We start from the raw sequence: 18,616 nt of genomic DNA on the forward strand, positions 1-18,616 counted from the left end.
CCAGCAAAGGTGACTTGCATAAGTCATCAAACCTTCCGTATGAGTTGAATTGGAGGCTCGGAATTCAAACATGGAACGAGTTTTCGCCGGGAGGCGTCCGATAAGTTTCATTCGGTCGACGCCCAAGGCGCTCACCGGGTCTGCGACCCTCTTTTAAAGGAGACACCAGGATGAAACTGAAGACATTGACCAGCGTGACGCTCGCAGCGTCCTTCGCATTCGCACCGCTTGCCCACGCCGAAATCATCATCGGCCTGATTGCGCCGCTTACCGGTCCGGTCGCCGCCTATGGCGATCAGGTCAAGAACGGCGCGCAGACGGCAGTGAATGAAATCAACAAAAAGGGCGGCATCCTCGGAGAGCAGGTCGTGCTCAAGCTTGCCGACGATGGCGGCGAACCGAAGCAGGGCGTTTCTGCGGCAAACCAGCTCGTTGCCGAAGGCATCCATTTCGTCGTCGGTCCGGTGACATCCGGCGTCGCCATTCCGGCATCGGATGTTTTTGCTGAAAACGGCGTTCTGATGATCACGCCAACGGCGACCGCGCCTGATCTGACCAACCGTGGCCTTTCCAACGTCTTCCGCACCTGCGGTCGTGACGACCAGCAGGCCGAGGTTGCGGCGAAATACGTTCTTGGCAACCTCAAGGACAAGAAGATCGCCATCATTCATGACAAGGGCGCTTACGGCAAGGGGCTGGCGGATTCCTTCAAGACGACGCTGAATGCCGGCGGCGTTACCGAAGTTCTCTACGATGCGCTGACACCAGGCGAAAAGGATCTCGGCGCGCTGACGGCCCGCCTGAAATCCGAAAATGTCGACATCGTCTATTTCGGCGGTTACCATCCCGAGGCCGGTCTTCTGGTGCGCCAGCTGAACGACGTCGGCGCCAAGGCTGCGGTTATCGGCGGTGACGGCCTTTCGAACAGCGAGTTCTGGAACATCGGTGCGAAGGCCGGCGAAGGCACGATCTTCACCAACGCTTCCGACGCCCTGAAGAACGACGATTCCAAGGCTGCTGCCGAAGCGCTGAAGGCCGCCAACATCCCGGCGGAAGCCTTCACCCTTAACGCTTATGCCGCCGTCGAAGTGCTGAAAGCCGGCATCGAGAAGGCTGGAAGCGCCAAGGATTCGGAAGCCGTCGTCAAGGCTCTGAAGAGCGGCGATGCTTTCGCCACCGCAATCGGCAAGGTCACCTATGGCGAGAATGGCGACCTGACGTCGCAGGCCTTCTCGCTCTACAAGTGGCAGGACGGCAAGATCGTCGCAGCCGAATAAGATCGAGCGTACCGGCCGCATCCGTTGCGGCCGGTACCATTTCCATCGCCTGAAAAGGGGCATGCAGAATGGGCAACGACCTCGATGCCCGGGATGCGCACGCGGACGGACAGGAAAACCTTCCTGAAATCGGCTTTGCGCGGATATTCCCGATCCTCAGAATTTTCGATGAGGCCAAGGCGCGAGAATTCTACGTCGATTTTCTCGGTTTCGAGATCGACTGGGAACATCGCTTCGGCGAAAATTTCCCGCTCTACATGCAGGTTTCGCGGGCCGGAATGGGGCTTCACCTCAGCGGTCATCACGGCGATGCGACGCCGGGTTCCAATATCTTCGCCACCATGCATGGTGTTCACGCCTATCAGAGAGAGCTGGCGGGCAAAGACTACCGGTTCCTGAAGCCGGGCGTTGAAGAATTGCCCTGGGGCGATGTCATGGAAGTCACCGATCCGTTCGGCAACCGTATCCGTTTCTGCGAGCAGAAAAGCGAGAGGTGACGTTTTGCCGTGACCTTGCGGGGTCTTGACCTCGGCTGCGGTTTGAACGATAGAAAACGGAAATAGTGAACCGCGTGCAGGGAACCCCCCTGCGCGCGGTTCATGCGTTTTGGCAGTCGGTTCTGCAATTGGTTCGCATCCGCACGGGGGCAAAAATGAACAGTGAAGGCAATGCACTGGTAAGGAAGCTTGCATTCTGGGGCATTCCGCTTTCTTTCGGCGTGCTGGGCCTGAAGCTTGTGGCCTGGTGGGTCACGGGGTCGGTAGCGCTGCTGTCGGACGGTCTGGAATCGACCGTCAATGTGGTTGCGGCCTTCATTGCCTATTTCGTCATCCGGTATGCGCAAAAGCCCGCCGATGACGACCACCAGTTCGGCCACCACAAGGCGGAATACATTTCCGCTGTCGTGGAAGGCGTGCTGATCGTCGTTGCCGCGCTCCTCATCGTGCAGGAGGCCTGGGGCGGTCTTTTCAATCCGAGGTTGCCGGAAGCGCCGGTTCTGGGTCTCGCCATCAACGCGGCGGCGGGCCTCGTCAACGCCGTCTGGGCGACGATCCTGATCCGTACCGGCAAGAAATACGCGTCGCCGGCGCTTGCGGCCGATGGTCATCACATCATGTCGGATGTCGTGACATCCGTGGGCGTTCTCGTCGGTCTCGTTCTGGCGCTTCTGACGGGTTACGCCATCCTCGATCCGCTGCTTGCCATTCTGGTGGCCATCAACATCCTGTTTCAGGGATCGAAGGTCATTTTGAATTCGCTCGGCGGGCTGATGGACCGGGCCGTGGAGCCGGAGGAAGAGGAGGCGATCAAGAAGGCGATCGCCGACCATTCGGGTGGCGTGATCGGGGTGCATGACCTGCGGACCCGCCGCGCCGGTTCGGCCGCCTTCATCGATTTCCACGTTGTCGTTCCCGCTCCGATGACGGTGCGGGAGGCGCATGATATTTGCGACCGCCTTGAAGATGCCATAAGGGACGTCATACCGGGCGCCAGCCTTGCCATTCACGTCGAGCCGGAAGGCGAAAAGGCGCATGGCGTCAAAGTGATTGTTTGAATAACAGGAGTTTTCCATGTCCGTGACGGATGTTTCCGGCCTGTCGCAGCTGGGCACGAAGGTCGATACGCCCGAGAGCCCGGAAAAGGCCATTCTCGAAAAGGTGCCGAACGGCAATGCTGGCACCGATTACGTGGTGCGGTTCACCGCGCCCGAATTCACCTCGCTTTGCCCGATGACCGGCCAGCCGGACTTCGCCCATATCGTCATCGATTATATTGCCGGTGATTTTCTGGTGGAATCGAAGTCGCTGAAGCTGTTCCTGCAATCCTTCCGCAACCACGGCGCATTCCACGAGGATTGCTCGGTCTATATCGCCAGGCGGCTGGTGGAGCTGCTGCAGCCGAAATGGCTGAGAATCGGCGCTTACTGGTATCCGCGCGGCGGCATTCCGATCGACGTCTTCTGGCAGACCGGACCGGTGCCCGAGGGTGTGTGGTTGCCGGATCAGGGTGTCCCGACCTATCGCGGTCGCGGCTGATCCGGCTTTTCAGAACGGTGGAGGCTCAGGCGAACGAACTGTCGTCGCCTGAATCCATATCCGCGTCATCGGCGCTGTTATCGTAGTCGGCCTGCTGGATATCGTCGTCGTCGTTGTTTTGCGGGTTAGCGCTGTCCCCGTAATAGTTGTTGATGACGGTTTCCTCGGCAGGTGCGTTACCGGCAGGATTGCTGCCGCCGAAGGGCGATCCCAACCCTGACGACGACGCGTGGTTGCCGAAAATACCGCTCAACGAATTGGCGAGCAGCATGCCGCCGGCAACACCGGCGGCTGCGCCGAGCGCGCCTTGCAGGAAACCGCCACCTGATGAACGTCCGGCCGCTCCGGGCTGCTGGCTCCATAGGCCGCCGGGCTGCTGATCGGGTGCGCGGCCTGGGGGTGATCCCCATGGACCGGCCGTCTGGCCTGCCGTGTCGTTGCGCCACGAGGCCTGAGGCGGCGGTGGTGCGGGTGTCGGCGCGGGCGGTTGTGGCTGGCCGGTGCCGAAGATCGAACTCAGAAAGCCGCCCTGTGCGGCGGCTTGCGGAGCGGCATTGCCGCTTTCCAGCGCGTGGATGCGGTCTTCGAGCTGCTTGATGTGCGCTGCCGCCGCTTCCAGGCCCTTTTCCTGAACGATCACCGCCTGGGCGAGATAATAGGGGGCTGCGGGCTGATCGCGCACGGCGTCCGCGATCAATGTTTCCGCCTCGCGGTCACGCGGGGCGGCGGATGCGGTTTTGGTCCTGTCGAACAGGGCCGTGAGAAGCTGGCTTTCTTCCGGTGACATATGATGCCTCCTTACCGTGAAGCGAAAATCCACGATAAGGAGGTAGGGCCGAATTCAGGCTTTTCAAAGCGGCCGAAACTTTAAATTTCGGTAATGATGGTCAGCCGCCGAATGCGAGCGAAAGACCCGCTATTGCCGTCAGCGCACCGGCGGTGCGGCTTGCAGCGGAGCCGAAGCGGGCGATGCGAAGGCCGAGCACGATACCGGCAAGATGCAGAACAGCGGTTGCGATCATGAAGCCGATACCGAATTGCCAGACGCCGGCGCTGCCGAGTTCACCGCCATGGGCGTGGCCGTGGAAAAGGGCGAAAGCGCCGACCACGGCGGCGGCGGCTGCCGTCGGGAGCCTTGCCGCGATAGTGACCAGCAGGCCGAGGCCGATGACGGAGGCGAGAATGGCCGGCTCGACGAAGGGAAGGCCGATGCCGTAAACCGCCATCAGGAAACCGACGGCCATGGTGCCGACGAATGCGGAAGGCACGATCCAAAGTGCCTTGCGGTCGTTCTGCGCCAAGGCGATCTGCGAGGCCCAGAGACCGACTGCCACCATCGCCAGAATGTGGTCGGCACCGAAGAAGGGGTGGGAGACGCCGGCCATGAACGAGCCGTGTTCTTCCGGGTTCAAATGGGCAAAGGCGGGCAGGGTGGTAGCGCCGAGTGCTGCGGCAGCAAGGCTTAGTCTTTTCAGCATGGTTCCCTCTTTAGATTGTCGCCGCCTGCGAGGGGATCTTGGGGTTCCCGCAGCGGGCGGCACTGCAATGAGAAACCGACGATATCGCGAAGGCCGCGAAGCTGTCCATGCGTCATCTGCCGGGGGTGCTGTTTATTGTTCGGGCGCAAACCTTGCCTTTTTTGCTCATTGCCTTACGTAACAAGTCGCACTATGTCCGAAGGGCATGCATGAATTACGCTGGAGAGCCGTTGATGAACGAAGACGAAGACGACAAGAGCAAGGAACTGCCGATCGGCAAGGAAACGGAAGCGAATCTTTTCAAGTCGCGTTCGATCTTCATCTATGGTGGCATCACGCAGGAACTGGCGCAGAAGGTCTGCACGCAGCTCGTGGCGCTGGCCGCCGCCAGCGACGACGACATTCGCGTCTACGTCAATTCGCCGGGCGGTCATGTGGAATCGGGTGATTCCATCCATGACATGATCAAGTTCATCAAGCCGAAGGTCTACATCATCGGTACGGGCTGGGTCGCTTCCGCCGGCGCGCTGATCTATGTTTCGGTTCCGAAGGAACGCCGCCTTTGCCTGCCGAACACCCGCTTCCTGCTGCACCAACCCTCCGGCGGTACGCGCGGCATGGCGTCCGACATCGAAATCCAGGCCCGCGAAATCATCAAGATGAACCAGCGCCTGATCAAGATCTTCTCCAAGGCCACCGGCCAGAGCGAAGAAAAGATCGCCAAGGATATCGATCGCGATTACTGGCTCGGCGCGGAAGAGGCCAAGACCTACGGCCTCGTCGGCAAGATCGTAGAGAGCCAGTCGGAACTTTGAATTTCTGACTTTCTGTTGAAAAAGCCCGTGCCGGTGAAAACCGGCGCGGGCTTTTTCCATTCGGGCTGGCGTCATTTCATGGTGTTGCAGGACTTCATCATGCCGTCCTTTTTCATCGTTTCCGTCTTCATTGTGTCACTGTGCATCTTCATCGTATCGGTCTTCATGCTGTCGGCATGGGCGATTCCCGCGAGGAAGCGGTGGTGATGGCGGTAAAAATGCGGGTCATGAAAAGTCTCCTCTGGACGTCGTTGAATGTCCGCCAGCATCTTGCAAGGGCCCACGAATATCCATTCGGCCGGAAACGCCGTGCCGTTACACCCTCACGCGTTTGTGACGGGATATTCGGGCGAGATTTTTTTAAAGCCATTATGTAACAATATCCTGCGGAGCGCGAATAACCCGATAGTGACGATGACAGGCAGCCTTTCGGAAGAAACATTAAAAATGCTGATGCTGCGTTCCCTCGACGGGGACGAAAGTGCCTACAGGCATTTGCTCCATGCCTTGCGCAGGCTGCTGATCGCCTATTTCGACCGGCGCATGGCCGCTGCTTCACGGGGCGATGTGGAGGATCTCGTTCAGGATACGCTGTTGTCGCTTCATGCCAAACGCGAGACCTATGATCGCGCAAGACCCTTTACGGCCTGGTTCTTTTCGATAGCGCGCTACAAGCTCGTTGACCACTATCGGGGCAGGGGCGCGCGTGCGCTGGCGGAAGTCGAGCTTGACGAGACGCTGGAGGCCCGCACCTCCGTCGATGCGGTCACGGCACGCATGGATGTGGAACGGCTGCTCGACGATTTGCCGGAGCGGCAACGCGACCTCATCCGCAGGGTGAAGATCGAAGGTCAGTCAATCGCCGAAGCGGCGGAAAAATCCGGCCAGACCGAGCTTGCGGCAAGGGTCGGCATTCACAGGACGTTGAAAATCCTGGCGGCAAAGTTGCGGGGAGACACGTGAGAAAGACGGATAACATCATTGACCAACTGGCGGGTGATCTGAAGCCCGTGCCCGCTTTTGCGCTGGAGCGCAGGCTGGCGCTTGCAGCCTTGCCGGCGATGGGCATTTCGCTGTTGCTGATGCTCGTCATTCTCGGGCTGCGCGGCGATATGAACGATGCCCTGACCGAAGTCGGCTTCTGGATCAAATCCGCCTACAACGCCTTGCTGGCCCTGACTGCGTTTCTCGCGGTCAACCGTCTTGCCCGGCCCGACGGGGACAGCGGCCGCATTTTCGTCTGGCTTGCGGTGATTTTCGCTGCGATGGCGGCGATCGCACTCGTCCAGCTGGGGTTTGCCTTTCCGGAGGATTACAGGGCGCTTATTCTGGGATCATCGGCGCTGCATTGCCCGTTTCTGATCGTTGCTTTCGCGCTTCCGGTGTTCCTGGCGAATTTCGCGGTTCTCAGGCGCTCCGCCCCCGCTGATCCGGCACTAGCGGGTTTTGTCGCGGGCATCGCAGCGGGTGCTGCCGGCGCCTGGGTCTATTCGTGGTTCTGCACCGAAAACGGCATGGCTTTCGTGCTGATCTGGTATTCGCTGGGTATTTTCCTGACCGGCCTGATCGGTGCTTTTGCCGGCTCACGCCTGCTTCGCTGGTGACCGGCGCAGGTTTTGCCGTATCGCTTCAGTTACCAATACCGGCCCGGACTTCGTCCCGAGCCGGCATCGTTCATTGAGGGTTTTCACTGACCCAAATTGGCGGGAATCGCGAATGCCGCGAACTGGGTGAACTGCTTGCCCGGATTGAAATTGTCGTCCGAGGCGACGATGAAAAGCTGTTTGCCATCCACCACCGGTCCGAATGCGAAACTTTCGATATTGTCGATATCGAGACCGTAATCGCCTTCGTTGATTTCGAACCACGGTGTTTTCGATACGCTGCGCACATTCGCCGCATCGATCTTGTCCTTGCCGAGGATGTTTTCCGCGCCCGAGAGATCGGCGATGAAAAAGCGGATATGGTTGCCGACGCCGGAGGCGAAATTACGCTCCACCGTGACGAAGCGGCCGTCCGGCAGGGCTTCCATGGCTGAAAGTCCGTTATCGTTATATTTCGGCTCGGCGGCGGTGGGTGTCTTGGAAATCGCTTCGGTGACGTAGACATGTTCGGCGACGGGTTTCAGCGTCGCCGTGTCGATCACGAGGATGCGCGCGGGGCTGCCGGCCTGTGGCGTCGCCTTTGGACCGTCCTGGATCAGCGCATTTTCCGTGGCTGCGATGAGCCGGCCGGATGCCAGCGTCAGCCCCTCGAAACCGAGATTGTTCTGCACGCCCTTCGTCTTCGCGTCATCGACGAGATAGGCGTCAGGCAGTTCCAGCCGCTTCACATTGCCGCCATCGAGGTCCGAGACGTAAAGTGCTGGCTGGTTTTTCAGGTCTCGTTCCGAGGACCAGTAAAGCTTGCCGCCCTTACGGTCGAGCGCGATGCCTTCCGCGTCGATGCCTTTTGGTGCGAAGGCCGTTCCGGTCTCGTCCTTCAATTCGTGCGTGGCTGCGATGTTCAGCGTGGCGGCGCCTTCCGTCACGGTCAGTTCCAGCTCGTAATAACGGGCCGGGCCTTTTTCGACCCGGTCATCGGAAATAGCAAGATAACGGCCGGTTTCGCTGTCAAAGGCGAGATCGGAAATGCCACCGAAGGCGACGCCATTGATGGAGAGGCCCGAGGGGACGACGATCTGGCCGAGCAAAGTCGGTGCTGGCGGGGTTTGCGCTGCAACCGGAAGGGCCGCAAGGCAGAAAGCGGCGATGGTGGCGATGCGAAGCATGGAGACGATCCCTCTTGTGGCGGATGCCCTGTTGTGGCGACTGCCGAGAGGATTAGCGCCCTGCCGCTAAACTTTGATGACGTTTGCCATGCCGCCGTACCTGAAGTCCGGTGGCTCATCTTGCCAAGCGGCTTCTTTTTTGATCCTGAATGGTATCAATGCTTCGTCCAGAGCGTGCGGCCATCCTCGGATTCGCGCTCCACGTTTCAAATTTTCGTTTTTTGCCTGTCACCAGTGCATAACGCTATGCGTCTGCCGCGACAGTCAGCAGACCGTAGAGTGCTTTTATGCTGAAAGATTTTTCCGTCCAGAGCCTGTTCATGGGATGCCTGACCGCCTTTGTCGGCTTCGCCAGCTCTTTCGCCGTCATCTTGCAGGGCCTGAAGGCCGTCGGGGCCACGGATTTTCAGGCGGCATCGGGACTGATGGCGCTTTCCGTGGCGATGGGTGTGTGCGCCGTCGTTCTTTCCGTCGCGACAAGGATGCCCATCAGCATGGCATGGTCGACACCCGGAGGTGCTCTGCTGGCGACCACGGGAGTGATCGAAGGTGGTTTTCCGGCGGCTGTCGGCGGCTTTCTCATCTGCGCCGTATTGATCGTTATTGCCGGCCTGTTCAGGCCGCTCGGAAGAGCCGTCGCCTCCATTCCCGCGCCGCTCGCCAACGCCATGTTGTCAGGGGTCATCATCGGTCTGTGTTACGCGCCGATCAAGGCGATCGGTTTTAACCCGGCGTTCGGCCTGCCGATCATTCTCGCCTGGATCGTGGTGGGGGCCTTCCGACGGCTTTTCGCCGTGCCTGCGGCGCTTGCCGCCTTCGTGCTGGTGATGATCTTCGGCGTCGATATTCCGGCAGGTGCTCTCGACAGCGTGGCGCAATCGCTGACGCCGCCGATGGAATGGGTAACGCCCGTCTTCAGCCTGCACGCGATCGTCTCCATCGCCCTGCCGCTCTTCATCGTCACCATGGCGTCGCAGAATATTCCCGGCATCGCGGTGCTGAAGGTCAACCATTACGATCCGCAGCCGGGGCCGCTTTTCGCCGCGAGCGGCTTTTTCTCGCTGCTTTCCGCGCCCTTTGGCGGCCATGCGGTCAATCTTGCCGCAATCACGGCGGCGATGTGCGCTGGCGAGGACGCCCACCCTGATCCAAAACGGCGCTACTGGGCGGCGATCATCGGCGGTGTCGGCTACATCATCTTCGGCCTTCTGGCGGGCGCAGTCACGGCCTTCGTGGCACTCGCGCCGCCGATCCTCATACAGGCGGTGGCGGGGCTTGCGCTGGTGGGCGCCTTTTCCGGCTCCGCCGTTGCCGCCTTCAAGGAGCCGGAAACGCGCGAGGCCGCCGCGATCACCTTCCTCATCACGGCCTCCGGCCTGTCCTTTGCCGGCATTTCCGGGGCCTTCTGGGGGCTGATCGGCGGCGGGCTGATGATGGCGTTGCAGCGGGTGGTGAAGCATGGTTAGATAGGGTGCTTATTGTTTTAAAAAAATACTATATATGGATTTTGAATTCGATCTGGCCAAGAGCGAAAGCAACAAAGACAAACACGGCATAGATTTCATAGAGGCGCAGGCGCTGTGGCTCGATGAGAAAAGACTTGTTGTACCTCTCGAAACCACTTCGGAAGAGCGGTATATTGTCGCTCAATTGCGCGGAAAGTGCTGGAGCGCCGTCTATACCAACAGAAATGACCGGTTGCGGATCATTTCCGTCAGGCGTTCCAGAGACAAGGAGAAGCATCGTTATGAAGACGATAAGCGCTGAAGATTTCGACAAAAAATTCGATGACGGCGAAGACATAGACGATTATCTCGACTGGTCCACGGCCACCTGCCCCGGGCTGGAAATGGTGCATGTCGATGTTGATCTTCCCGAAGATGTTTTGCGAAGAGTGGACGCAGAGGCGGCCCGGCTTGGCACAACGCGTCAATCCCTGATGGCTAAATGGATAGCCGAAAGGCTGGAAACCGGCCGGCACGCAAAATAGAGACAAGGATCACAAGATCACTTGTCAGACCGCCAGCCGCTGTTTATACACGTCACCATGAGCAACAGCATCGCAACCATTTTCGGCATGAGCGCGCAGATTTCTGCGATGGCCTCTCCGTGCGGTGCACTCTCGCTTCTTAGCCTCGACCTTACACGCGGTTGCCGGGTCCAGTGAGGAGCGCCCGGCGGCCGAAAGCCCGCTGGCATTAACGCTCCTCATCTCGAAATCTCATTTTATACTGGATTTAGGCCCTTGAGGCCGCGCATCCGCCGATGGCTCGAACAGCCCGCGGACTGCGCAAGGAGGAAGCGAAATGGACGCCAAGATCACCAATATTTCCAAGGGCATGTCGGACGCGAACGTCAAGTATCGGCCCTATCCGACCATCAATATTCCAGACCGCACATGGCCGGGCAAGGTCATCGATAAAGCGCCGATCTGGTGTTCGGTGGACCTGCGCGACGGTAACCAGTCGCTGGTCAACCCCATGGGCCACGACCGCAAAGCCCGTATGTTCAAGCTGCTGCTCGAAATGGGTTTCAAGGAAATCGAGATCGGTTTCCCTTCCGCCTCGCAGACGGATTTCGATTTCGCCCGCTGGTGTGTGGAGCAGGGCAATGTGCCTGACGACGTCTCCCTGCAGGTGCTGGTGCAGTGCCGTCCGGAACTGATCACCCGCACCTTCGAGGCGCTGGAAGGTGCCAACAAGCCGATCATCCACTTCTACAACTCCACCTCGGAATTGCAGCGTCGCGTGGTGTTCGGCAAGGATGTGCACGGCATCAAGCAGATTGCGGTCGATGCCGCCAAGATGATCACCGACATGGCGGCCAAGGCCGGCGGCGGTTTCCGCTTCGAATATTCGCCGGAAAGCTTTACCGGCACCGAGCTGGAAGTGGCGCTGGAAATCTGCAACGCCGTGGTTGAGGTGGTGAAGCCGACGGCGGATAACAAGCTGATCCTGAACCTGCCCTCGACGGTGGAAATGGCGACGCCGAACATCTATGCCGACCAGATCGAATGGATGTGCCGCAATATCGACAATCGCGAGAACGTCATCATCTCGCTGCATCCGCATAACGACCGCGGCACGGGTATCGCCGCGACCGAGCTGGCGCTGATGGCCGGTGCGGATCGTGTCGAAGGCACGCTGTTCGGCAATGGCGAGCGCACCGGCAACGTGGACGTCGTAACGCTGGCGCTGAACATGTATACGCAGGGCGTCGACCCCGAGCTGGATTGCCGCGATATCGAGCGTATCAAGGCTGTCTACGAATATTCCAACGAAATGACGATCCCCGAGCGCCATCCCTATGTCGGCGAGCTGGTCTATACGGCATTCTCCGGCTCGCATCAGGATGCGATTAACAAGGGCATGAAGGCGATCAAGGTCGCCAATCATCCGGTCTGGGAAGTGCCTTATCTGCCGATCGATCCGAAGGATGTCGGCCGCTCCTATGAGGCGATCATCCGTATCAACTCGCAATCCGGCAAGGGCGGCATCGCCTATATTTTGCAGCAGGATTACGGCATCAACCTGCCGCGCAACCTGCAGGTGGAATTCCGCGAGGAAATCCAGCGCATCACCGACGAAGAGGGCGTGGAACTTCCGGCCAAGCGTATCTACGAGCGCTTCATGGAGCGTTACGTGACGCAGCCGAATGCGCGCATCAAGTTCGTCGATCACCACACCTATCCGGCCGGCGATTTCAAGGGCGTGCGCATCGTCGCCGCCGAGATCACCGATAATGGCGAGGTGAAGCGTATCGAGGGCAAGGGGACCGGTCCAATCGACGGGTTCATCAATGCGCTGTCGGTCTATCTCGGTATTGACCTGTCGGTGAATGACTATTCCGAGCACTCGCTGCAGCACGGGTCGAATGCTTCGGCCATCGCTTATGTCGAGATGGAACATCCGGGCGGGAAGCTGTTCGGGGCGGGGGTCAATACGAATATTGTTGGCGCTTCGCTGGAGGCGATTGTTTCGGCGGCCAACCGGGTGTTGGAAGAGCGGGCGAAGTAAGCTCGCTTCGTGGGTGGGGCTTACCCCCCTCTGCCCTGCCGGGCATCTCCCCCTCAAGGGGGGAGATCGGCAGGAAGCTCTCCCACCACTTCATTCTCGCATTTCGAGATAGGCGAAAACCTCGCCGCAGGTCGATCTCCCCCCTTGAGGGGGAGATGCCCGGCAGGGCAGAGGGGGGTAAGCTCTCCTCCGCTCCAACACTGCGGATTATTCCCGCAGCCGGGAAAACCCCAACGGCCTACCATTCTCATAAAACACCCGCACATCCTCAAGCGCGACGGCCGTTCCCGTCTCGTTGAGGCTGTGGCGTTCGCAGGCGACGTTCCATGTGCCGGGGCCGCCGGAAATATGGAAGAGATTATAAGCCGCGCGCGGTTTTTCGCCGCCCGGTCCCTGACTGGCCGACGCAATGCCGACGACCGGAATATGGTCCTCCCCGTGGTGGGTGTTCAGCCAGTGGACCGTGTTCAGGTGGGTGTGGCCATGCAGCACGAGTTCCGCGCCGCCAACGCCGAGGGCGGCGGCGAAACGGCGGATGCCGATCATGCGCTTGTGGGTGGGGGAGGCGCCGCGGATCGGCGGGTGATGGATCATCACGACGCGGAACAGCCCCTGTTCACCGGCTTTTTTCAGGAGTTCCGCCGTTGCGCGCGCCTGTCGGTTGCCGAAATAACCGGTGGCCGAGAAGGGCGGTGTCGCAATCGAGGTGGAACAGCCGATCAGTGCGACGGGGCCGCGCACGCGCATATAGGGGAAAATCTTGCGGTCGTCGTCCCATTCGTCCGGGTCGCCATCGCCGCGCACGTAAGGATACCAGGCCTGCATGGCCTTGTCGTGCGCGCCGGAAACATAAGCATCGTGATTGCCGGGAACGACCGAGGTTCTTTCGGGATCGCCCACTTCCTCCAGCCAGTCGGCGGCGGCGCGAATTTCAATGCCTGTCGCAAGATTGACGAGATCGCCGGTAATAGCCAGATGATCCGGCGATTTGCTCTCCAGATCATCGAGCAGCTTTTCCAGCGTGTCGGTGAACAGGTGCTTGCGGCGGTTGCGGTGCCAGTTGACGAAACCGGTGATACGTTTGGATGCAAGTTCCCGGAAGGTGAGTTTTGGCAATGGTCCGAGATGGACGTCTGAAATATGCGCAAGTTTGAACATGGCGGCAGAGATAACCTATGATATGCGGCACGTCCAATAAAAGCCTGCCCGCGGGGAGAGACCAGGGTGAATGACGAGACAATCGAGCGGCGGGCCCGCCCGTTCCACACACGCGTTCTCATCCGTCTGCTTCATTTCGTTTTTCTGTTCACGCGGGGCGCGACGCTCGGCGTGCGTGCGGCCTGTTTCGATGACAGGGGCAGGATTTTTCTGGTGCGGCATACCTATCTGCCCGGCTGGTATCTGCCGGGTGGCGGGGTGGAACGTGGCGAGACCCTGCTGGTGGCGCTCCACAAGGAAATCCGCGAGGAAGGCAATCTCGAGGCGGTCTCGGCACCTCAGCTTTTCCATGTCTACCTCAATCTGGAAGGCAGCAACCGCGATCATGTGGCGCTCTACCGGCTGGACGTCACCCAGACCGAACTCAAAAAACCGGATCATGAAATTGCCGAAAGCGGCTTTTTCGATCTCTCCGATCTGCCGGAAAATGTGACGCCCGCCACCCATCGCCGCCTTGCCGAACTTGCTGGCAAAGCGGTGATTGCCGATTACTGGTAGCGGCGGCGTTCCTCCCGTCAGGCGAGCGCCTCGCGGCCGTGGGCCATGGTCAGGTCCAGTTCCGGGCCGACGGGCACGATGCCGGTCGGGTTGATGGTCAGGTGGCTGCGGTAATAATGTTCCTTGATATGGCGTATGTCGACAGTCTCCGGCACGCCTGATGTCTGGTAGAGATCGCGGATGTAACCCGTAAGATGCGGGTAATCGTGAATGCGGCGGATGTTGCATTTGAAGTGGCCGACATAAACAGGGTCGAACCGCACCAGCGTGGTGAACAGGCGCCAGTCGGCTTCCGTCTGCTGTGCGCCGAACAGGAAGCGCCGGTCTTTCAGCCGGTTTTCCAGCATGTCCAGCGTCTCGAACACCTTCACGGCATTCTGCTGATAGGCATCCTGCGTGGTGGCGAAACCGGCCTTGTAGACGCCGTTGTTGACGGTGTCGTAGATGATGCCGTTCAGCGCGTCGATGTCGGTACGCAGCGCCTCGGGGTAATAATCCGCCGTCGATCCGGTGAGATCGTTGAAGGCCACGTTGAACATGCGGATGATCTCCGCCGATTCATTGGAGACGATGGTGCCGCGCTGCTTGTCCCACAGCACCGGCACGGTGACGCGGCCGGAATAGCGGGGATCCGCCTTCGCATAGACCTGCCATAGCCTGGAGAAACCGAAGAGATGATCCTCGGTCGCATCAGGCGTGCGCTCACCTTGCGGTCTGAATTCCCAGCCGTTTTCCAGCATCAGCGGATCGACGACGGAGACGGTAATCAAGTCATCCAGCTTTTTCAGCTTGCGGAAAATCAGGGTACGATGCGCCCAGGGGCAGGCCAGCGAGACATAGAGGTGGTAACGATCCTTCTCGGCCCTGAAACCGCCTTCGCCGGACGCGCCGGGCTCGCCATCCGCTGTCACCCAGTTGCGGAATTGCGAGGCGCTGCGCTTGAAGTGCCCCTTGGCTTCCTTGGTGTCGTACCAGACGTCTTTCCATACGCCTTCCACCAGCATGCCCATGACGATCTCCTTGATTGTTTCCTTGGCCACGATCCTAACCGTTTAGCGCCGTGTCGCGAACCCGCATGGCGGTGAACAATGCGTTTCTGATAAGCTGCATCAGCAGAATGAGATGTTGCCGAGATTTGTTCTGGACGGTTGGGAATTTTCCTGATAATTGCGATTTTCACAAATCTGAGGAAATTGTCGATTATGATCGAAACACGGATGCTCCGACGACGCTGACGCTCCTGAACGCCCTTACCGGCGCAGCCGTCATCTATTGTCGCATCCGCATTCTGGAAGTTTCGGTCTCTTCATGTCCAAGCACGATCTTGTCTACCTCACCGAGGACGCGTCGCACGACGCCATCATCGAAATCATCAACGAAGAAGCATTCGGCCCCGGTAGGCACACCCGTGCGGCCGCGCGCATCCGCGAGCAGGGTCCGCATGACCGGTCGCTGTCCTTCGTCTGCGCCGACGATGGCGAGACGATCGCCTCGGTCGTCATGACGCCGGTTCTGGCCGGCGGCGTGAAGGGCCATATGCTCGGCCCGCTTGCCGTGCGGCCTTCGCACAAGAACATGGGCATCGGCCGTGAACTCGTCAGGATTGCCATCGCTGCCGCCCGGCGGAAGGGTTCGGAGGCCGTCATTCTGATTGGCGATCCGCCCTATTACATGCCGCTCGGTTTCGAAAAGGTCGCCTACGCCGCGCTTGATTTTCCAGGCCCGGTGGATCCGAACCGGGTGCTGGTCGTGCCTCTTGGTGACGACGTGCACCAGCGGCTGAAGGGCAAGATCGGCTGGCGCAAATGCGATGCCGCCGCCATGCCTGCAGCCCAGGCGGAAGACGACGGCTTCGAAGAGCCTCTTCGGGTTTACGGCTGACGGATTTCGTTACGTCGGATTTTCCGCCCCTCACCAGTGCGTCCTTTTCCCTCATTCCTGTGACAGGCACAGAAATGAGGGATGGGGCGTTGAGTTGACCATATTGGTACTGGCCGGTTATTTCGCTAAAGATGACGGGATGGTGTTCTGCCTTGAAACCATGCATCGTACTTCGCAAAATTCAATTCCGTTTCTTTCCCCTATGCGATAGCACTCGATAGTCGATTTCGGCACGGGGGCGAGCATATGACGGCAATCACCATGAACGATGCGCTGGAACGCGCAGGTGCGGGCGCCTATCAGCGGCGACTGATGGGTATTTTCGGCCTTGTCTGGGCCGCAGACGCCATGCAGGTTCTGGCGGTTGGTTTTACCGCCGCCTCGATTGCCGCGACTTTCGGGCTGACGGTGCCACAGGCCTTGCAGACCGGAACGGCGTTCTTTTTCGGCATGCTTCTCGGTGCGGCCGGTTTCGGGCGTCTGGCGGACCGTTACGGTCGCCGCCGCGTGCTGATCATCACCGTGGCTTGCGACGCCGTGTTCGGTGTGCTTTCCATCTTCGCGCCCAACTTTGCCATTCTTCTCGTCCTGCGTTTTCTGACGGGTGCAGCCGTGGGCGGCACTTTGCCGGTGGATTACGCGATGATGGCGGAATTCCTGCCGGCAAAAAATCGCGGCCGCTGGCTGGTCTTTCTGGAAGGCTTCTGGGCCATCGGAACCCTGATCGTGGCGCTTGCCGCCTGGGGTGCCAGCCTTGCCGGCGTGGCTGACGCCTGGCGTTACATCTTCGCGGTAACGGCCTTTCCCGCCGTTCTCGGTCTCGGCTTGCGGTTCCTTGTGCCGGAATCGCCGCTTTTCCTGATGCGGGCGGGTCGGTCGGAGGAGGCCAAGACCGTCGTCAATCGCATGCTGGTGGTGAATGGCCGCGCGCCTCTCGATGCCGGGACGGGGCTTTTCCAGCCGGAGGTCACAAAAGGGCAGGGGATATTTTCGCCGGCGCTCAGACAGCGCAGCATCATGATCCTTGTCATCTGGTTTCTCGTCTCCGTCTCCTATTACGGCGTCTTCACCTGGATGCCGGCGAAACTGGCGGGAGACGGTTTTGGCTTCGTGCGCGGTTACGGTTTTCTGGTGCTGGTGGCGCTGGCGCAGATTCCCGGTTATGCGCTTGCCGCCTATGGCGTTGAAAAATGGGGTCGCAAGCCGACGCTGATCGGTTTCTGCCTGCTGTCGGCACTCGGTTGCCTGCTCTTCACGCTCGCCACCGGCGGCGCAATGATTGCCACTTCGCTTCTCATCATGAGCTTTGCGCTGCTCGGCACGTGGGGCGCGCTTTATGCCTTTACGCCGGAATTGTACCCGACGGAATCGCGCGCGACCGGCATGGGGGCTGCGGGCGCCATGGCAAGGCTGGGCGGCCTTCTGGCGCCGTCGCTCCTCGGTTATGCCATCGCGCAGGGCTTCGGTTTCGCCATCGGTATCTTTGCCGGACTGCTGGTGCTTGCCGCCATTGCAGCAACGATGATCAATGCGGAAACGCGGCAGGTGGCGCTGACATAGGCATGTGTTTTCTGCCGATGGCCTGACCTCCGCAGGTCAGGCCATCGGTTTCACTGTCTTATAGTGCGGTGTAGTTGACCGGCAGCCAATCGTAATTGGTGCTGTCTGTGCGCAAGTGGCCTATGCCGGGGAAGGCGATGTGGGCGCCGGCCACGAGGTATTTGCCTTCAACGGCCTGCCTGAATGCCAGCGCGCGCGCCGTGACGGCGGCCTTCTGGTCGACGTCGAATTCGATGGCGACATCAGGCTCATCGAACTGGAGGACGTCGCCATGGGTGATGTCGCCCCAGAAGACGATCTTTTCCCCTTCGCTTTCGACCACAATACCGCTGTGGCCCGGCGTATGGCCGGCATAGAGGACAGAGCCGAGGCCGGGGACAGGCGCGGCGTTATCCGCGAATGTCTTGATCTTTCCGGCGTCGACATAGGGTTTGGTGCTTTCCCTTGCTTCGGCATAAGCCTTCTTCAGCGCTTCGGGTGCTGCCTTGGCCCTGGCTTCATCAAGCCAGAAGGCGGCCTCGCGCTCGTTGACGTGTAACGTCGCGTTGGTAAATACGCGCTTGCCATCCGCCGCCAGCCCGCCGGAGTGATCGGTGTGGATATGGGTCAGGATAACGTCGTCTATGTCCGCAGCCTTGTAACCGGACGCCTCGATATTGGCGACGAGCTTGCCGAGGGACGGGCCGAGATAGTCGCCCGTGCCGGCATCGATGAGGACCAGCCTGTCTCCGGTGTTGACGAGATAGGCATTGACCGAAGTGGGTATCTGTTCCGGCAGGAAGGCATCTTTCAAAACCTCGGCTGCGTGTTCCGGGGTGGTGTTGGTGTAGATTTTGGCGAGCGGCAGTGCGATGACGCCGTCCGAAACGGCGGTAACCTCCACTTTGCCGACCATCAGGCGATAGAATCCGGGCGCCTGGGTGGCGGCGAGCGGCGCCTTGGCGAATGCGAGCGAGGGTGCAACGAAGGGGGCGGCGATGATGGCGCTGGCTGCGCCTTTGAGAAGTGAGCGGCGTGATGGCATTTTGAGCTCCTGAGTTTTGCGGAAGCCTTGAAAGTTTCCTAAC

Annotated in this window: 21 protein-coding genes; 14 read left to right on the forward strand and 7 right to left on the reverse strand. The window is 59.9% G+C overall.

Features of this window, described 5'->3' with window-relative positions:
* The first annotated feature begins 170 nt into the window (after positions 1 to 170).
* The 4 genes from QSK43_RS21485 to queF all read left to right on the forward strand — a co-directional run bounded on the left by QSK43_RS21485 (position 171) and on the right by queF (position 3,313).
* Positions 171 to 1,277 (forward strand): branched-chain amino acid ABC transporter substrate-binding protein, encoded by a 1,107-nt coding sequence (locus QSK43_RS21485; RefSeq protein ID WP_045019113.1) that lies wholly within the window; start codon positions 171 to 173, stop codon positions 1,275 to 1,277.
* A gap of 68 nt (positions 1,278 to 1,345) precedes the next feature.
* Positions 1,346 to 1,774 carry a glyoxalase superfamily protein gene (locus QSK43_RS21490; protein WP_332305185.1) on the forward strand — a complete coding sequence of 143 codons (429 nt, stop codon included), beginning with the start codon at positions 1,346 to 1,348 and terminating at the stop codon, positions 1,772 to 1,774.
* Positions 1,775 to 1,929: 155 nt separating this feature from the next.
* Positions 1,930 to 2,832, forward strand: a complete 903-nt coding sequence (locus QSK43_RS21495; RefSeq protein ID WP_332305186.1) for a cation diffusion facilitator family transporter — start codon at positions 1,930 to 1,932, stop codon at positions 2,830 to 2,832.
* 16 nt (positions 2,833 to 2,848) lie between these two features.
* Positions 2,849 to 3,313: a preQ(1) synthase gene (gene queF / locus QSK43_RS21500; protein ID WP_003494539.1), complete on the forward strand. Its 465-nt coding sequence runs from the start codon at positions 2,849 to 2,851 to the stop codon at positions 3,311 to 3,313.
* A gap of 25 nt (positions 3,314 to 3,338) precedes the next feature.
* Here queF and QSK43_RS21505 read toward each other — a convergent pair whose 3' ends face one another.
* A complete protein-coding gene (locus QSK43_RS21505) occupies positions 3,339 to 4,100 on the reverse strand; it encodes a DUF2076 domain-containing protein (RefSeq protein WP_045019105.1) in 762 nt (253 codons plus the stop codon).
* A 100-nt stretch (positions 4,101 to 4,200) separates the two neighbouring features.
* Positions 4,201 to 4,791, reverse strand: a complete 591-nt coding sequence (locus QSK43_RS21510; RefSeq protein WP_045019103.1) for a HupE/UreJ family protein — start codon at positions 4,789 to 4,791, stop codon at positions 4,201 to 4,203.
* A 233-nt stretch (positions 4,792 to 5,024) separates the two neighbouring features.
* Here QSK43_RS21510 and QSK43_RS21515 point away from each other — a divergent pair, with 233 nt between their 5' ends.
* The gene (locus tag QSK43_RS21515; protein WP_045019101.1) at positions 5,025 to 5,606 is read left to right on the forward strand and encodes an ATP-dependent Clp protease proteolytic subunit; all 582 of its coding nucleotides are present in this window, start codon (positions 5,025 to 5,027) and stop codon (positions 5,604 to 5,606) included.
* 71 nt (positions 5,607 to 5,677) lie between these two features.
* Here the strand turns inward: QSK43_RS21515 and QSK43_RS27215 are convergent, their stop codons facing one another.
* Positions 5,678 to 5,875: a hypothetical protein gene (locus QSK43_RS27215; protein ID WP_234704235.1), complete on the reverse strand. Its 198-nt coding sequence runs from the start codon at positions 5,873 to 5,875 to the stop codon at positions 5,678 to 5,680.
* A 178-nt stretch (positions 5,876 to 6,053) separates the two neighbouring features.
* On the opposite strand from QSK43_RS27215, the gene QSK43_RS21525 reads away from it, so the two are divergent.
* Together QSK43_RS21525 and QSK43_RS21530 are read left to right on the forward strand one after the other, a co-directional pair.
* The gene (locus QSK43_RS21525) at positions 6,054 to 6,569 is read left to right on the forward strand and encodes a sigma-70 family RNA polymerase sigma factor (protein WP_045019097.1); all 516 of its coding nucleotides are present in this window, start codon (positions 6,054 to 6,056) and stop codon (positions 6,567 to 6,569) included.
* Positions 6,566 to 7,210 (forward strand): NrsF family protein, encoded by a 645-nt coding sequence (locus tag QSK43_RS21530; RefSeq protein ID WP_332305187.1) that lies wholly within the window; start codon positions 6,566 to 6,568, stop codon positions 7,208 to 7,210. Before QSK43_RS21525 ends, QSK43_RS21530 begins: the two co-directional genes overlap by 4 nt.
* 83 nt (positions 7,211 to 7,293) lie before the next feature.
* Here the strand turns inward: QSK43_RS21530 and QSK43_RS21535 are convergent, their stop codons facing one another.
* A complete protein-coding gene (locus tag QSK43_RS21535; RefSeq protein ID WP_332305188.1) occupies positions 7,294 to 8,376 on the reverse strand; it encodes an esterase-like activity of phytase family protein in 1,083 nt (360 codons plus the stop codon).
* Between the two features lie 287 nt (positions 8,377 to 8,663).
* On the opposite strand from QSK43_RS21535, the gene QSK43_RS21540 reads away from it, so the two are divergent.
* From QSK43_RS21540 to leuA, 4 genes are all read left to right on the forward strand, one after another.
* On the forward strand, positions 8,664 to 9,842 hold the full coding sequence (locus QSK43_RS21540) for a benzoate/H(+) symporter BenE family transporter (RefSeq protein WP_332305189.1): 1,179 nt from the start codon (positions 8,664 to 8,666) through the stop codon (positions 9,840 to 9,842).
* 34 nt (positions 9,843 to 9,876) lie between these two features.
* Entirely contained in the window at positions 9,877 to 10,143 is a 267-nt protein-coding gene (locus QSK43_RS21545) for a BrnT family toxin (protein WP_332305190.1), read from the forward strand.
* Positions 10,124 to 10,366 carry a type II toxin-antitoxin system BrnA family antitoxin gene (brnA, locus tag QSK43_RS21550; protein WP_332305191.1) on the forward strand — a complete coding sequence of 81 codons (243 nt, stop codon included), beginning with the start codon at positions 10,124 to 10,126 and terminating at the stop codon, positions 10,364 to 10,366. Before QSK43_RS21545 ends, brnA begins: the two co-directional genes overlap by 20 nt.
* A 316-nt stretch (positions 10,367 to 10,682) precedes the next feature.
* The gene (leuA, locus tag QSK43_RS21555) at positions 10,683 to 12,392 is read left to right on the forward strand and encodes a 2-isopropylmalate synthase (protein ID WP_332305192.1); all 1,710 of its coding nucleotides are present in this window, start codon (positions 10,683 to 10,685) and stop codon (positions 12,390 to 12,392) included.
* Positions 12,393 to 12,599: 207 nt separating this feature from the next.
* Here leuA and QSK43_RS21560 read toward each other — a convergent pair whose 3' ends face one another.
* The gene (locus QSK43_RS21560) at positions 12,600 to 13,550 is read right to left on the reverse strand and encodes a metallophosphoesterase family protein (RefSeq protein ID WP_332305193.1); all 951 of its coding nucleotides are present in this window, start codon (positions 13,548 to 13,550) and stop codon (positions 12,600 to 12,602) included.
* Between the two features lie 66 nt (positions 13,551 to 13,616).
* Here QSK43_RS21560 and QSK43_RS21565 point away from each other — a divergent pair, with 66 nt between their 5' ends.
* On the forward strand, positions 13,617 to 14,108 hold the full coding sequence (locus QSK43_RS21565; RefSeq protein ID WP_332305194.1) for an NUDIX domain-containing protein: 492 nt from the start codon (positions 13,617 to 13,619) through the stop codon (positions 14,106 to 14,108).
* Between the two features lie 17 nt (positions 14,109 to 14,125).
* Here QSK43_RS21565 and QSK43_RS21570 read toward each other — a convergent pair whose 3' ends face one another.
* Complete coding sequence (locus tag QSK43_RS21570; protein WP_332305216.1) at positions 14,126 to 15,118, reverse strand: glutathione S-transferase family protein; 993 nt, start codon at positions 15,116 to 15,118, stop codon at positions 14,126 to 14,128.
* Positions 15,119 to 15,416: 298 nt separating this feature from the next.
* On the opposite strand from QSK43_RS21570, the gene QSK43_RS21575 reads away from it, so the two are divergent.
* Positions 15,417 to 15,989 (forward strand): GNAT family N-acetyltransferase, encoded by a 573-nt coding sequence (locus QSK43_RS21575; protein ID WP_332305195.1) that lies wholly within the window; start codon positions 15,417 to 15,419, stop codon positions 15,987 to 15,989.
* 246 nt (positions 15,990 to 16,235) lie between these two features.
* Positions 16,236 to 17,549 carry an MFS transporter gene (locus tag QSK43_RS21580; RefSeq protein WP_332305196.1) on the forward strand — a complete coding sequence of 438 codons (1,314 nt, stop codon included), beginning with the start codon at positions 16,236 to 16,238 and terminating at the stop codon, positions 17,547 to 17,549.
* 58 nt (positions 17,550 to 17,607) lie between these two features.
* On the opposite strand, the gene QSK43_RS21585 is transcribed toward QSK43_RS21580, so the two are convergent.
* Positions 17,608 to 18,573, reverse strand: coding sequence for an MBL fold metallo-hydrolase (locus QSK43_RS21585; protein WP_332305197.1), 966 nt, complete (start codon positions 18,571 to 18,573; stop codon positions 17,608 to 17,610).
* Positions 18,574 to 18,616 lie beyond the last annotated feature (43 nt).

This window comes from Rhizobium sp. GR12 (genome assembly GCF_036596185.1).
GTDB lineage: Bacteria > Pseudomonadota > Alphaproteobacteria > Rhizobiales > Rhizobiaceae > Agrobacterium > Agrobacterium nepotum.